The organism is Clostridium sp. AF12-41, assembly GCF_003461685.1.
GTDB lineage: Bacteria > Bacillota > Clostridia > Lachnospirales > Lachnospiraceae > Otoolea > Otoolea fessa.
This window is the reverse complement of record NZ_QTXO01000004.1, coordinates 237,369-252,329: the sequence shown is the minus strand read 5'-3', so window position 1 is coordinate 252,329 and position 14,961 is coordinate 237,369. Positions and strand designations below refer to the sequence as shown.

Sequence of the window (14,961 nt, the reverse complement as noted above, 5' to 3'; positions counted from 1 at the left end):
AAGAATTTTTAATCCGCATATTGGTTCTACCAATTTATTGAAAAGAAAAAGAATTTTGGTAGAACCAATTTTCTTTATTCGTTAGTATAGTAGGCTGCGTTCTAGTTGTCAACGATTGTTTATCTTTTCACATAGAATGTGTTTTTTCATGTTTTTCCAAAATTTCATCTATCATCCGGAAATGCCGGTCCAGTGCATCCTTCCCCGCTGCATTATCTTTGTTCCGCAGCGCTTCCGCAATCTGCCGGTGACAGAGATTCAGTGCTTCTTTCGCCTCTTTTGTTCGCAGAATTTCCGCGCGCATATTCCGGATGAAGGTATCGATCACGCCGGAACACGCCTCTAAAATATTGAGCAGCAGCACATTTCCCGACGCCAGCGCCAGTGTAAAATGGATCTGTTTGTCAATCCGGGCGTTTTCCTGCTCGTCCATGCTCCGGTCAAGACGCTTTACCAGTTCTTCCAGCGCGTCCATCTGGCTCTCCGACGCATGTTCAACCGCCAGAGCAAACGCCTGCTGTTCCAGCGCATAGCGGATCTGGCTGATCTGCTGATAATTAATCTGGGACATAGCAAACATCATCCCCATCGTCTCCGCAATGCTTTTCTGAAATTCACAAGTGATGTAATTCCCCGAGCCCTGCTGGGAGGAAATCACTCCCGTCATATCCATGATCCGCAGCGCTTCCCGGACGGAATTGCGGCTGACTTCCAGCATCTGCGCAATCTCCCGCTCCGGAGGAAGCTTCTCCCCCGGACGCAGCTCGCCCGCCATGATGCGGTTCTTGAAATATTCGATGACGCCTTTGTAGGCTTTTTCCTGTTTTTCCATAGACGCTGCATTCCTTTCACTTTGTCTTTATCATATTTCAAGTCGAACGTCCGTGAGACTTGGCGCGTGATTCTGGTCAGCGAAGCTGACATATTCCTATCAGAATCACAGCGCATCCTCGCGGAGCGTTTATCTCAGTCGGAGACCCAACTCCCACTGAGACAAATTTGCTATTACTCACCACCTGAAGAGGTGGGAGTCTTCTCGACTGAGATAAAAATCCGGATTGAACCGAAAAGATTCTTTTTACAGAAAACTCTCCAGCCTCGTCTCCTGCCAGCTTATAATCTCCTGCTCCAATTTACAGTTGTGCTCCAACATATACCGCAATATCCCCGCATATCTGCTGCCCTGTTTTATCATCGCTTCCGCCTTCGACCGATCGGGTGCTTCCAATGGCTTTGTATACGTCTGAAACCGCTGCAATTCCCGCACGCCCATCGCGCACAGCTGAAACGGCAGTCCCGTCTTTCGGATCAGATGTCCCGCGATCGCCAGGCCGTCTGGATCAAGATCTCCAAAATGATACCAGGAAAGTCCCGGATTTTCTCTGGCGATCCGCTGCAAAAGCGCCTGTTTCGTGCGGGTATGGTAACCACTCAGAAACAGGTAAAATATATGTTCCCGCTCCAGCCGGTGAAACGAGGTCAGATTTTCCACCGTCATCAGCGCTGCATCCCGGATGTGGATGCTTTTTGCCTTCTGGAATGTCTCAAAAGGGATCGACATCGGCAGATCGTGATAAATCCGAAGTTCGCGTCCATCTTCAAGGCAGATCCGCGCATCCCCTTTCAGATAGATATACGCCGGATTGGAATAAATGTAAAATTCCTCCAGAAGCGCCGTCTGACGCTCCCGTTCTTCTTCCAGCTCCGCAAGCGGTTCATCATACCGTCCTGTGTGCTCCAAAATCCCACACACCTTTTTCCGATATATCTTTTCCCACTGTTTACTGTCATGCAGAACTGCCTCTGACATTTCCCGCTCCAGCGTAGTTCTCTGCTTTTCCTGATTTTCTTTTAAAAATTGCACCAGATTCCAGATAGCTTCTGCCTCGGTTATCTCTTTTTCTACTTTCTTTTCATCCAGCTTTTTCGCACGGCTGTTTTTCAGTGTCTGAAGCTTTTCTTTTCCATATGCTTCCAATAAATCGCACTGGCAGAAGCGATGGTAAACTTCTTCCAACTGTTTTTTTAGAATATTCTTTTCCGTCCGGTTCAGGCAGGTATAGTAATCTTTCCAGCGTTCCGGGACGGCACAGATCTGACGGAGAATACCAGTATTCGGAGGAACTACATGAATAAGTCCCCCCGATTCCATCTGACGGATCAGTCGTTCAAATTCTTTTTCCTGGAAAAGCTGTTCCGGCGGGAGAAAATCTTCGTTGTAGCCCTTGAAAATATCGGATGGTTTGACCGAAAACACTTGTTTTACCTTATTTTCACCGACATAGGTGACGCTTTTTTCGTATTGATCCAGCAATTTACTTAAAAGCTGTTCTTTCCACTCTTTCCGATCCGCCATTTTTTCTCCTCTTTCCCTATGCCTGCTTCACCAATCCTTCTACCGCATTCGTATACCGTCCTGTCACGATGAGGCTGACGGTTGAATCGATGAACTGACCGATACTGTTGATCTTCTCCGGCGGAGCTGCATAAAATACCTGGAAGTGATTTTCTTCGAAATAACGGACCATCTGCTCGATCCGCTCTCTCGACAGCGCCGAGAATGCCTCGTCGATGAATGCCAGACGGGCGCAGCAGGTGTTTGCCGGATAGCACTGCAAAAGACTCGCCGCCAGAATGATGAAATACGGGGTCTGCTTCTCTCCGTTGCTGGCGGAACCCTGTTTTTTCGATAACTCTGCCGTGATCTCGGTCTGCCCCTGACGGCTGCTGATCTCCATATCGTAAGAAAAATATCTCCTGTAATCCGTGTATTCCCACTCATCTTCTTCCGCCAGAATGATACTCATAAACTCCTGAATATCATTCTCCATCTCCTCGTCGTCGCGCGCCGAATTCATATAGACCTGCGGGGAACTCATATATTTTTCCAGACGCTTGCAGATGCGGAAGAAGAGAGCGCGGTCTGGCTTTTCTTTCATCACGAACTTGTAGGTATCGTTGCCAAACGGCATACGGCGCAGTTCGCGGTTGATCGCGTCCATCTCACGTTTTGCCTCGCGGACATTCTCGTCAATCTCCGCCACGAAATCGTTCATAAACGCGCTCTCCAGCCGTCCTGCCTGCTCCTGCAGCCTCTGCTGGGCTTCCTCCACCTTGACGTGCGCCAGGTTCCGGTATTCTTCCCGGTACCACGGGATGTAGCCGATGCCGCGCTTTCCGACGTCGATTCCCGCCAGACGACAATATGCAAGCTGTGCATCCTCCAGCTGACGTTCCCGCTCTGCCAGCATATTTTTGCTCTTGTCAATGGAAAGCTGTGTCGTCACGCGGATCGTGCCGCGCTTCTCGCTCTCGCGGTTATATTCCTCCAGCATCGCCTCTTTGAGTTCCATGTTGACAAGGCATTTTTCCTCATATGCCTTCTGGCATAAATAGATCTCCGTGCTGATACGGCTCAGTGTTCCTTCGCAGGTCTTTAAATCATTCTTACAGCCGCCGAGCTCACTCTGGTTCTGATTCACACTCTCATTTGCCTCGCGTGCCAGCCGTCCCGCCGTCTCCAGCTCTTTCAGCACTGCGGTAAAGTCCGGATTTGCCTCTATCTCCTCGCGGTCCTTTACCAGGCTGTCCCTGCGCTTTTTGCAGTCCTTCAGCCCATATGCCGCGCCGAAATCGTAGTGTCCGCCGTCCCAGTCGATCTCCTTGATCGCATCGCGGCACTTGATGACCTGTGAAAGCATTTCTTTATCCGCCTGCTGAACCACCTGTAATTCTTCCAGTTCCTTTCTGGACTGTTCCAGCTGGCAGCGGATCGCGTCTGCGCCGAGACACAGCTCGGTCCGTCTCATATCCATCATCGCAACCGCATAGCTCTTCGCCAGCATGCCATCCCGCATGAGTCCGCCCTTCGGGTATTCATGCAGCTCTTCCAGATTTTCACAGAGATGAATGCCGTTTAACAGATAATTGGCGTAACGTCTCGCATAGACGTTCGGGATCCGCAGAATCTCCGCCGCGGAACCTTCCACCGCCTCTGTTTCCGGAAGCTTATCCGTGATCACGACATTTCCATCATAGATCCGCTCTTTCTGTAAAATCTGCATCGCCTTATGGCAGTGCGCGCCGTCCACGATGATATAGAAACGCTTTCTTCCCAGAAATGTCTCAACCGCCTTTCTCCACTCCGGAGCGGTCACCTCCTGGACCAATTCGGCAAAAATGTGGACCTCGGTCTGGATACCCTGTTTTTCCAACCCTCTCTGAATCTTATTCCGGGCATTTTCCACCTCCGCCGGGAACACAAGGATATTCGATTCCAGACGGCGGATCTTCTCCTGCAGCGCCCCTATCTCTTTTTCGCGCTCTTTACACTGATCCTGCAGGTGGATCTTATTTTCCTCATAGATGCCGTCCTGACGGTGCACCTTCTCGCGGAATGCGTCAAACGCCTCCCGCTTCTTCGCCGTCTCCCCATCCGCCTGTTCCAGTGTCTCCAGATAGGTGTTTTCCGAGGATAAGGACGGAAGATCTGCTTCCAGAAGCTTGATAAGCGCGCTTATCTTCTTCTTCAATTTCAAAATCTGCGCCAGCTTGTCCTCCCAGTTCTTTTTCTCACGATCCGCTTCCTCGATCTGGCGTTTCAGGGAATCCAGGCTTTCCTGCATTCCCTTGACCATATCGTTATTTTCTGCAATTCGCAGGCGTTCCTGTGCGGCTTCCTGCTGTCTTGCGAGCTCTCCCGCCCGCTCGGTCAGGCGCCCGTACTGGTCTTTTAAAGCCTGATAACGGTTTTTCGTCTGCTTTTCTTCCTCTTCCTTCTCCCGGAGCGCCTGGTACGAAAGCATCAGCTCCCGGATGCGGAGTACCCGCTTTTTCTTCTCGTATTCATCACTCTGGCGAAGCACCTCTTCGAGCTGGATTTTGCCCTGTCTGAGACTCTCATAGAGTTCCCGCAGGCGCTCAAACTGGCGCTTCTGCTCGCGCAGTTCCTCCAGCGACTGGACTTTTCCCGGTTCCAGGACACAGTCCTGAATAAACTGATCGATATTATTTTCCGGGTTAAATGCCATCATTTTCAGAAGCTTTGTCCGGTATTTGGCTGCGTCCACGCGGAGTCCCAGCGCCCGGAGTACCGCCTCCGTGCCGCGGTCCCGTCCCATAAAAGAGGAAAGCTTCATCGCCTCGCCATTCACTGTCAGCTCATTTTTCGGCGTGATGCGGAGTGCATTTCCCTCAATCCGTGTAAAATCGATATCGTCAATCGCCGCCCCTGGACAGATAAACCAGCTGCTGACCGGCTTTCCAGACTCACTTGGAGACTCAATGCATACTCCGACCGTGAGCGGCACTCCCAGCGTCGGATCGGAAAATTCCATCGCAATATAGCTGACAACGCTGCCATTTCTCAAATAACGCGCCTCACCATTACTGCGCGTGTCGCCGCGCACATAGCCAAGCACCGTCCGGTCTCGGTCCTTCGCCGCCTTGTTAAACTGCGTGTTGCCCGTCAGGAGATAGGTCATCGCATCAAGCACCGTCGATTTTCCGCTTCCGTTGACACCGGTCACCAGGGTCGAACCTTCCAGCTCGATACAGACATTCTGGAAACGCGACCACTGGACCATCAAAAGTTTTTTCGCCGATTTCCTATTCATGATCGTCTGATTCTTCATCGCCGTCTTCCTCCTCTTTTGTCAGCTCCGTTTCCCATTCGTCCTCACGGCTCCACTTTTCCTGCATCCGCCGGTTGACATTTTCCACAAATTTGCCAAACTCCTGTGGTTCCAGCACAAACTGCATCGACGGATAAAGACAGATCCGGCAGTCCTCCTCGCCGAGCTTTCCAATCACCTGCAGAAGCTGATATTTGGTAAACAGCGTCAGAATCGATGCAAAACTGCTCTTGTCAATCTGATCCCGAATGCCGTATTTTTCCATCTCATAGCGCAGATCGGTCACCGAAATCTCAATATTTTTCGAAAGACTTCCAGAACGCACCCGGTCCGCATAGAGAGTCCAGAGGCAGCATAAAACCACACTCTCCATCTTTTTGAGTGTCACATGGTTGATCTGCAGTTTTCCATTCTCGCCGAGATCCCGGCAGTTCTGCAGCATAATCACGCCATTTTCCCGGTCAATTACAATATCGTATCCGATATATCCCAGGTACGCTGAAAATGGTTCCGAACGCTTGGAGACAAAATAGTACGCTTTTTTGCTGTCCTCGTCACGGTCGCGCACGATAAAGGTCTGCTTCAGAAGACGCCTGACACTTTTCTGAAACATGTCCTTCTCAGAGGATGTATATTCATTCCATATTTCTTCAAATCCCATGTTTTATTTCTCCTTCCGGCGTTCGATTTTAAAGCGCCGCAGAAGCATCTGCTGCGTTTCCAGATAACCATCCTCCGCCTGTATCTCATACCCATTTTCTGAACCATAGGCAACCGCCGAGAGCGCGCTTAAAAGATCCCGCTTGCTCTTCATCGGAACCTCCTCGCTGGATATCTCCGTCCGATCTCCTAAAAGCGCCTCCAGATAATTCTTCATCTTATCCTTCGAATACGGGTTCTCTGCCTCCCTCTCCTGTGCCTCCCTCGCACGGTCGATGTCCTCCTGTGTCATTTCTTCCAGCTTTGCATAGGTTGCCTCGCGGATCATCTGCTCCCGTCGCGGATAGCGGATCGAGTCGGTATCGATAAACTCATTATTTTCCAGCAAAAACAACCCGTTCATCGACTCCGGCAGTTCTTCCTTCCAACCGAGTGTGTTCATCTCCGCCGCAATCACGCGGATCGTCTGCTCGACATGCCCGCGCACATCGCTGTCCCGGTTTTGAAGAAATCTCGCGCGTCCAATCGCAATCTGTAAATAGATATTAATTTTATGCTTGATATCCCGCATGATCTCGTCGTAATCGACTGAGAAAAACTGCAGAATCGTCTGGATCATATCCAGCACCTTATTCTCCGCCTCAATGTGTTCCAGTTCTTCTTCCTTCGCGCATCCCGCCACCAGGCCCTCAAACAGCTCCTGCCGGTTCTGCATCGCTTCCAGCTTTGACCGGATAAAGGAACGGTACATATGAATATTCTGCTGTTTCGTCAGACGCGCGTACTCGCGGATAAAATCGCCCTCACAGTATTCGAGGACGTTCTCGGTCAGACTTTCCAGGCTTTCCTCGCGCACCATCCGCTCGATGATTTTTTTGATAAAGGTCGCCAGGCGCTTGAGCGCACCGGAGAGCTGTTTCGCGTTGCGGTAGACCGAGCGCAACGCATTGACATAGATATCCGGTTCCCACTGGTCGGGATTCTGCAAAATATTATAAATATTGAAAATATAACTTGAAAATTCTTCCCACTCCGGCTTCATCATCTTCTGGAGAAATTCTGCCAGAAAGACGCCCTGCTCCGTCATCATGATATGCTTCTCATACGTCGCATCGTCCGTATCCTCCTCCAGCCATCCGACCTCTTTCGAGCAGAATTTGCGGATCACGGAATTGGCAAGCTGGTTGTAATTCCGGTCGGTTGTCATCTCATCGTCCAAATAATCAATGTGATTTTCCAGAAGATAGATGGCAAGCGCATCCCGGATGCGGCTGCGGGCAATGCGGTAGGTGATCTCCCGGTCATACTCATGATAAATGAGCAGAAGGCAGTCCGAATAAATGCGGTTGCTGCTACCGCTTGCCAGGCAGTTGAAAAAGCCGATTGGGAGAGCGTCAAAAAGGTTTTTATTTATACTCACGGTGTATTCCTTCCATATATTTATCTGTATTTATGTTTCTGATTTTCCTGAATATTTCAATATCTGAAAACACCTAACTACCAGCTCTTCCAAAAAACGAAAAGCCGGCAGTCTCAGTCGTTTCTTCTTAATAATTATATACTCTATACCGGGAAAATGGCAAGGCTGGGACTGTTTGGACTTTGATTCCGGTTATTTCAAAGAGACGTTTCTTCCTTTATTTAACGTACTCACAAACTGCATCACACATTTCGTCAGCTTCGCAATGCTTTCACTTTCCTCCGCCCCCGGCTTCATACCCATTCCTATTTCCCGGATGCAGGTCGGGGAAACCGGAACGCAGTAGACATCTTCAGTATTTCCGCGGATCATCAGTTCAGACATCATTGAAATGCCCAGCCCTTTTCCCACCATGCGGATCACCGTCTCATCATCCACATAGACAGACTGCTCCTTTGCCCTGACTCCCTCTTTTGCAAATGCGGCGTGTACATCGATGTCAAACCGCCCGTAAGGCATCAGGAAATCTTTTCCTTCAAATTCACGCAGCGGAAATTCTTTGCGCCCATTTAAGGGATACTGCTTTGGCAGAATCGCATACAAAAGTTCATGATACAGCGGAATCCACTCGCATTTCGGTTCTTTCTGTCTGCTCGCAAAAATGACATCCGTCTTTCCGCTCTGTAATAATTCAAATGGTTCCAGCGCATGATCGACCATGCGGAGATCAACGTCCACCTTCGGGCAGAGGCGGCGGAACCGGTATAAAATCTCCGGCATCCAGTACATCGCGATGCTCGCATATGCCGCCACACGGATCGACTCCTCCTGCTGTTCCCGCACCGCCTGAATCTTATTTTCCAGGGTGGCATTTGCCTGCAAAAACTGGCGGATATCCGGCAACAGGTTTTCTCCCGCCTCCGTCAGCGCGATGCCGCTGTAACTGCGGCGGATCAACGGAAATCCAATCTCCCGCTCCAGGCTGTCCACCAGATGGGTCAGCCCCGACTGCGTGTAGCCGACTACCTCGGATGCTTTCGAAAAACTTCCAAGATCTACCGCCGTCATCAATATTTCCAGTTTTTTGGCATCCATGCCGCACCTCCTTTTAGAATATTACATTTTGTCATATTTCTATTATAAACTAGATTTTCACAAACCACAAGGAAGGCTTTATAATGATGATTACAAAAAAGTTTTCAATTGTTACTGTTCACGGGTAGGCACTTTTGGAACCGAAAGTGCCGTAAGAAAACGTGGTGGCAGCAGGAATTTGCCGTATTTAAATGCGAAGCCACGGCAAATTCCGTTACTGGACACGTATGCGTGAACAGTAACTTTCAATTCTCATGTAAAAGGAGTGAATATCTATGACGCAGACCTGTCTTTCCCATAAGCAGCGGCTTTTAGTTGCCGGAACTTTATTCGGCATGTTCTTCGGCGCCGGAAATCTGATTTTTCCGGTGCACCTCGGTCAGCTTGCCGGACGCCAGTTTCTCCCGGCAACGATTGGATTTATTCTGACTGCCGTCGGCATTCCGATCCTGGGCGTTGCCGCAATCGGAAACACCCATTCGGAGGGACTTCAGGATCTGTCCCGCCGCATCGGACGCAGATATAGCTATTTCTTTACTTGTCTGCTCTACCTGACAATCGGACCGTTTTTCGCTATTCCGCGGTGCGCTACGACCTCCTTTACCGCCGGAGTCAGACCTCTTTTAGGAACACAGCTTTCCGAGCAGACTATGCTGCTTTTGTTTTCGCTGATCTTCTTTGGGCTGGTGTTTGTATTTTCCATTCGTCCAGGCAGCATCACGCTCTGGATCGGAAAAATCATCAATCCGCTGTTTCTTCTGTTTCTAGGTGTTCTGATTGTGACTGCCCTGCTTCATCCGAGCATCGCGGTTTCAGGGGCAGTTCCCGATGCCTCTTATCAGAATGGAGCTTTCTTTTCCGCGCTCTCCCAGGGCTATGAAACCATGGATGCGATTGCCGGGCTCGCATTCGGGATCGTGGTTGTTTCGGTTATCCGCCAGATGGGCGTTCAGGAAGATTCAGCCATTGCAAAAGAAGTTCTGCATTCCGGTATGCTGGCCGGGCTTCTGATGGCATTTATCTATCTGCTTACCATCCTGATTGGAGTACAGTCACTGGGACAGTTCGAACTTTCAGAAAACGGCGGCATTGCCCTCTCCCAGATTGCAGACTACTACCTTGGACGGATGGGCACCTGGATCCTCGCCATCGCGATCACATTTGCCTGCCTCAAGACCTCCATCGGGCTTGTAACGAGCTGTGCGGAAACCTTTGTGAAACTGTTTCCCCATGCCCTTTCCTACCGTGCATGGGCGGTCGTTTTTACCCTTTTTTCACTCATTGTGTCAAATGTAGGACTGTCCGCTATCATCACTTACTCGGTTCCTGTTTTGATGCTGATTTACCCGCCAGCCATCACGCTGATTCTCCTCGCGCTGCTTGGAAATGCATTCCAGCATAACAAAAAAGTCTATGTCTGCGTTACCATTTGTTCCTGGGCAGCTTCCATCTTTGACTTTTTAGCAGCTCTGCCAGACGAAATGCAGTCTGCCCTACATCTGGAACCCGTCATCGCATTTGCCAGACATACGCTTCCGCTGTTTGATTTGAACCTCGGATGGATTCTGCCGTCGCTTGTCGGGCTTTGTATTGGACTTCTCTGGAGACAGAAAGAAAAATCAGCAGACCGCTCACACCTTCCTGTATTCCCCATATCTTAATAGTATGAACGAACCGCAGGAGGCAACCATGAAACGAACTAAATTTGCAGCTGCCCTGGCTGTGCTCACTCTGCTTACCACCCTGACCGGGTGTGGACAGGCGAAGGAGGCGGACGGGGCGCTTGAACCGGTCACACTCAATGAGGTAGCCCACTCGATTTTTTATGCGCCACAGTACGCCGCGATCGAGCTGGGCTATTTTAAGGATGAAGGCATCGCTCTGACACTCGTAAACGGTGCCGGTGCCGACAAGGTTATGACCTCGCTCATCTCCGGGGATGCCGATATCGGATTCATGGGCTCAGAGGCAAGTATCTATGTCTACCAGGAAGGTTCCGCCGATTATGCTGTCAATTTTGCCCAGCTGACCCAGCGTGCCGGAAACTTTCTCGTTGGACGAAGTGCCGAACCAGACTTTTCCTGGCAGGATCTGAAAGGCAAAAAGGTGCTTGGCGGGCGCGCGGGTGGAATGCCGGAAATGGTCTTTGAGTATATTTTAAAGAAAAATGGCATCGATCCAAAAAATGACCTGACCATCGATCAGAGTATCAATTTCGGGCTGACAGCGGCGGCGTTTACGAGTAATGATGCGGATTACACGGTCGAGTTCGAGCCCTTCGCCACCACCCTTGAAACCGAAGGAAATGGCACCGTTGTCGCCTCGCTCGGCGTCGATTCCGGTTATGTCCCCTACACCGCCTACTGTGCAAAGCAGAGCTATCTAAATAGGCATCCGGAAATTATCCAGTCGTTCACGAATGCCATCCAGAAGGGCTTAGCTTACGTCAACTCCCACAGTGCGGACGAAATCGCCGAGACAATCCAACCTCAGTTTCCGGAAACAGACCGCGCGGCAATCGCCCGCATCGTTGAACGCTACAAAGCGCAGGACACCTGGAAAAATGATACCATTTTCCACAAGGACAGCTTTGAGCTTCTGGAAAATATTCTGGAAGAAGCAGGTGAACTCAAGGAACGGATTCCTTATGAAAAACTGGTAACGACCACGTATTCTGAAAAAGCGGCTGGATTGCAGAATGAATAACCAGCAAAAAAGAATGTGCCTTGGCACATTCTCGCGCCGAGCGCGGTCGCTTGCGACAACCTACATCTTCGCGCGAGTGCGCATCATTGGCACGTTAGTGCCTTTTTGTGTAATAGGGAATTCCAAGGAATTTCCTATTACACAAAAAAGCTGTCATGTATCACTATTCAAACATGACAGCTCTTTATTTCTATGCCGCAAACACTCCCATTACCTTCTTAAAATAGTCCCATAGTCCCGCTTTCTCCACCGTTTCTGCCGCTTCTATCTCCACACTTCCCAATTCCCGTCCATCCAGCCGGTAAACCAGATGTCCGATCACATCGCCCTCCTGAATCGGCGCTTTGCGGGATTCTTCCATCATCCACTCTTTTTCGATTCCATCCAGATTCTCTCCTCCCATCGAAAGATAAGAAAAGGTTCCTCGCAGACGTCCTGCAACCTGTTCCTGGATGCCGCCCGCCACCATCGTTTCCGGCACAGCTCCCGGATTGTCATCTTTGTAAAGATGACAATTTGCAAACCCATAATTTAACAATGTGACCGCATCCGCAAACCGCGCCTTATAATCCGGTGCTGCCAGAATGACGGCAATCAGATCAACTCCATCTTTCCGCCCGGTTGCGGACAGGCAATATTTTGCCAGCGATGTAGAACCTGTTTTCAGTCCCGTCACTTCAAAATTTGTCACCATTTTCAGCAGCTTATTCGTATTGGAAAGTCCAAATTCTTTCTCTCCCTGCTTGGTCCGGTGCGTTATATTTTCCATCCAGATCGTTGAATACTGAAAAATTTCCGGATACTTCGTGATCAATTCCCGCGACATGAGGGCAATGTCGCGCGCCGACATCGCGTGCGTCGTAGACGCCGTCAGACCACAGCAATCCTCAAACTTTGCTGTCTCCATTCCAAGCCCTTTCGCCCGCTCGTTCATCATCGCAACAAATGCCTCCTCACTGCCGCCGATATACTCTGCCATTGCCACACTGGCATCATTTCCCGATGCAATGACGATGCACTTGATCAGCGTTTCGACCGTCTGTACCTCCCCTTCTTCCAAAAACACCTGAGATCCCCCCATGGATTTCGCATGGGCGCTGGTCGTGACCTCATCCTGCAAATGAATTTTTCCCGAATGTAACGCATCAAAAATCAAAAGCAGAGTCATAATCTTCGTCACGCTGGCTGGATTTCGCGCCTCGTCCGCATTTTTTTCATACAAAACAGTTCCGGTGGACGCCTCCATGAGGATCGCCTCCAGTGCCCGGATGGGAAGCTCAGCGGCATTTTCTGCTGCCTGCGCTGTCTCTGCGGTTACTGAAACGGGAATCCACAGTTCCTCCGCGTAAGATGTGAGCATACCACTTCCCCCCAATTTACCAATTCCAAGCTGTATGCCTGACACACATTCTCCCATCGTAAGCACAACCGCTACACCAATCGCTGCCAGCCCTCTCCAAGCATTTTTATTTAAATACTCTCTTCTCCTGTCTCTGCCCCCTTTGTCCCAACACATACATTCTTTTTCCCGAAACAGCTTCTTTTTCACAAACCAACACCATTTTTCCACACGCTTCCATTTCAAATACCACGCCTCTCCCTGCATGATACATTTTTCATTCATATCTTCCTCCGCCTGCACATACTCTCTTCTCAAGATATGGCATATCCGCCCGTCCCTATGCCAAAGAGAATTGTAAGAAACTGTCATAGACCACCTTTCCTTTTTATGGTATACTATAAGAACACAGACAGGCTTATAAAAACGTTTTCCGCTCTCTTTCTTGCTGTGTCGAGTCGGTGGCAAACTTTCTCGGCCTGTTATTACTATCTGACGCAAAAAACGACAGATAAATATGAATAAACAAAAGGTGAAAACTATGATGAGAAGAAATTCCTCCCTTGGAAGCGTTGGATTTTCTGCACGTGGCGGACGTTCCAGGCGACGGCACGGCGGTTCCTCTAAACTTCCGTATTTAATTTTAATCGGCATTCTGATTGTACTGCTTGGAATTGCCGCGTTCCTCTGGGTGCGCCGCTCTCCGGCAGCACATGTATCTTCGGTTCCAGCGACAACCGAAACGGATTCTGAAAATGGAGTAATTTCCCTTGATAATGCATCTGCACCTGCTGATGACAGCCTCGAGGGTGTCATCGCTCAGGCAAAGCTTCTGGCAGACGGTTATGACTATGACGGGGCAATCAATCTCCTGTCCAGCAGTACATACGCATCTGACGAGTCCGTGACGGCAGCGATCGACGAATACAACGCCACCAAAGAAACACTGGTGCGCGCTGATCCGCGTAAGGTAACGCATGTATTCTTCCATACACTGATTATGGATACCTCGAAAGCATTTGACGGCGACAGCCGCGAAAAGGGTTATAATCAGGTCATGACGACCAAGGATGAATTTATGAAGATTCTCCAGTCGATGTATGAGCGCGGTTTCGTTCTGGTACGTCTGCACGATGTAGCATATGAGGTGACCGCAGAGGACGGTTCCAGGCATTTCCAGGAGGGCGATATCATGCTTCCGGAAGGTAAGAAACCGTTCGTCATGTCACAGGATGATGTCTGCTACTACGAATACATGGATGGCGATGGCTTTGCCTCCCGTATGATTATCGGCGAGGATGGCAAGCCAACGAACGAGATGAAGATGGACGACGGTTCTGTTTCCGTCGGTTCCTATGATCTGGTGCCGTTACTGGATGATTTCATCAAAGAGCACCCGGATTTCTCCTACCGCGGCGCAAAAGCGTGCATTGCTTTTACCGGTTACAATGGCATCCTGGGTTACCGCACCGATTCCGCCTACAATACTGACGAGTACAAAGCGGAACACCCGGATTTCAACTTTGAGGAAGAACGCGCCAACGCAGCAAAAGTCGTCCAGTGCCTGCGCGACGACGGTTTTGAAATTGCCTCCCACAGCTGGGGCCACCGCAACATGGGTACGATCCCAATGGATAAATTCCGTGAAGATACCGATAAATGGGCAAATGAAGTCGAAACGCTGACCGGTCCGTGTGATATCATCCTCTTCCCGTTTGGAAGCGATATTGGGGACTGGCATCCGTATGATACAAGCAGCGAGCGCTTCCAGTACCTGTACAACAAGGGATTCCGTTACTTCTGTAACGTAGATTCCTCCCAGTATTTCGTCCAGATCGGCGACGATTATATGCGACAGGGGCGCCGGAACCTCGACGGCTACCGGATGTATTATGACCTTCCGGAAAGTGGAGTCGGCGGCGACCATTTGAGTGACCTGTTTGATGTCAACGAGGTATTTGACCGGTCAAGACCTACTCCGGTGCCGAAGATGACGGAGTAAGATAAAGCTGTAATCCAATTTTAAATAAAAGAAAGAGAAATCGAGCATTTGTTCGATTTCTCTTTCTTTTTTAAAAACCCCGGAGTCTTCCACACTCCGGGGCACA

At 49.9% G+C, this 14,961-nt stretch carries 10 protein-coding genes; 3 read left to right on the top strand and 7 right to left on the bottom strand.

What is annotated here, in order from left to right; all coding sequences use genetic code 11:
* Positions 1-127: 127 nt before the first annotated feature.
* The 6 genes from DWV73_RS08600 to DWV73_RS08575 all read right to left on the bottom strand — a co-directional run bounded on the left by DWV73_RS08600 (position 128) and on the right by DWV73_RS08575 (position 8,808).
* Positions 128-832: an FCD domain-containing protein gene (locus DWV73_RS08600; RefSeq protein WP_107000145.1), complete on the bottom strand. Its 705-nt coding sequence runs from the start codon at positions 830-832 to the stop codon at positions 128-130.
* A 246-nt stretch (positions 833-1,078) separates the two neighbouring features.
* Positions 1,079-2,356 carry a Wadjet anti-phage system protein JetD domain-containing protein gene (locus DWV73_RS08595; protein WP_117796430.1) on the bottom strand — a complete coding sequence of 426 codons (1,278 nt, stop codon included), beginning with the start codon at positions 2,354-2,356 and terminating at the stop codon, positions 1,079-1,081.
* Between the two features lie 16 nt (positions 2,357-2,372).
* Positions 2,373-5,633 carry an SbcC/MukB-like Walker B domain-containing protein gene (locus DWV73_RS08590; RefSeq protein WP_117796429.1) on the bottom strand — a complete coding sequence of 1,087 codons (3,261 nt, stop codon included), beginning with the start codon at positions 5,631-5,633 and terminating at the stop codon, positions 2,373-2,375.
* Positions 5,608-6,294 carry a DUF4194 domain-containing protein gene (locus DWV73_RS08585; RefSeq protein WP_117796428.1) on the bottom strand — a complete coding sequence of 229 codons (687 nt, stop codon included), beginning with the start codon at positions 6,292-6,294 and terminating at the stop codon, positions 5,608-5,610. Before DWV73_RS08585 ends, DWV73_RS08590 begins: the two co-directional genes overlap by 26 nt.
* A gap of 3 nt (positions 6,295-6,297) precedes the next feature.
* The gene (locus tag DWV73_RS08580; protein WP_117796427.1) at positions 6,298-7,713 is read right to left on the bottom strand and encodes a Wadjet anti-phage system protein JetA family protein; all 1,416 of its coding nucleotides are present in this window, start codon (positions 7,711-7,713) and stop codon (positions 6,298-6,300) included.
* 192 nt (positions 7,714-7,905) lie between these two features.
* Positions 7,906-8,808 (bottom strand): LysR family transcriptional regulator, encoded by a 903-nt coding sequence (locus tag DWV73_RS08575; protein ID WP_107000149.1) that lies wholly within the window; start codon positions 8,806-8,808, stop codon positions 7,906-7,908.
* 275 nt (positions 8,809-9,083) lie between these two features.
* Between DWV73_RS08575 and brnQ the strand changes: the two genes are divergently transcribed.
* On the top strand, positions 9,084-10,469 hold the full coding sequence (gene brnQ, locus DWV73_RS08570) for a branched-chain amino acid transport system II carrier protein (protein ID WP_117796426.1): 1,386 nt from the start codon (positions 9,084-9,086) through the stop codon (positions 10,467-10,469).
* Positions 10,470-10,497: 28 nt separating this feature from the next.
* Entirely contained in the window at positions 10,498-11,514 is a 1,017-nt protein-coding gene (locus tag DWV73_RS08565; RefSeq protein WP_117796425.1) for an ABC transporter substrate-binding protein, read from the top strand.
* A 190-nt stretch (positions 11,515-11,704) separates the two neighbouring features.
* Here the strand turns inward: DWV73_RS08565 and DWV73_RS08560 are convergent, their stop codons facing one another.
* Positions 11,705-13,171 (bottom strand): D-alanyl-D-alanine carboxypeptidase family protein, encoded by a 1,467-nt coding sequence (locus tag DWV73_RS08560; protein WP_242995776.1) that lies wholly within the window; start codon positions 13,169-13,171, stop codon positions 11,705-11,707.
* Between the two features lie 223 nt (positions 13,172-13,394).
* Between DWV73_RS08560 and DWV73_RS08555 the strand changes: the two genes are divergently transcribed.
* Positions 13,395-14,855: a polysaccharide deacetylase family protein gene (locus DWV73_RS08555; RefSeq protein ID WP_117796424.1), complete on the top strand. Its 1,461-nt coding sequence runs from the start codon at positions 13,395-13,397 to the stop codon at positions 14,853-14,855.
* The last annotated feature ends 106 nt before the right edge of the window (positions 14,856-14,961 follow it).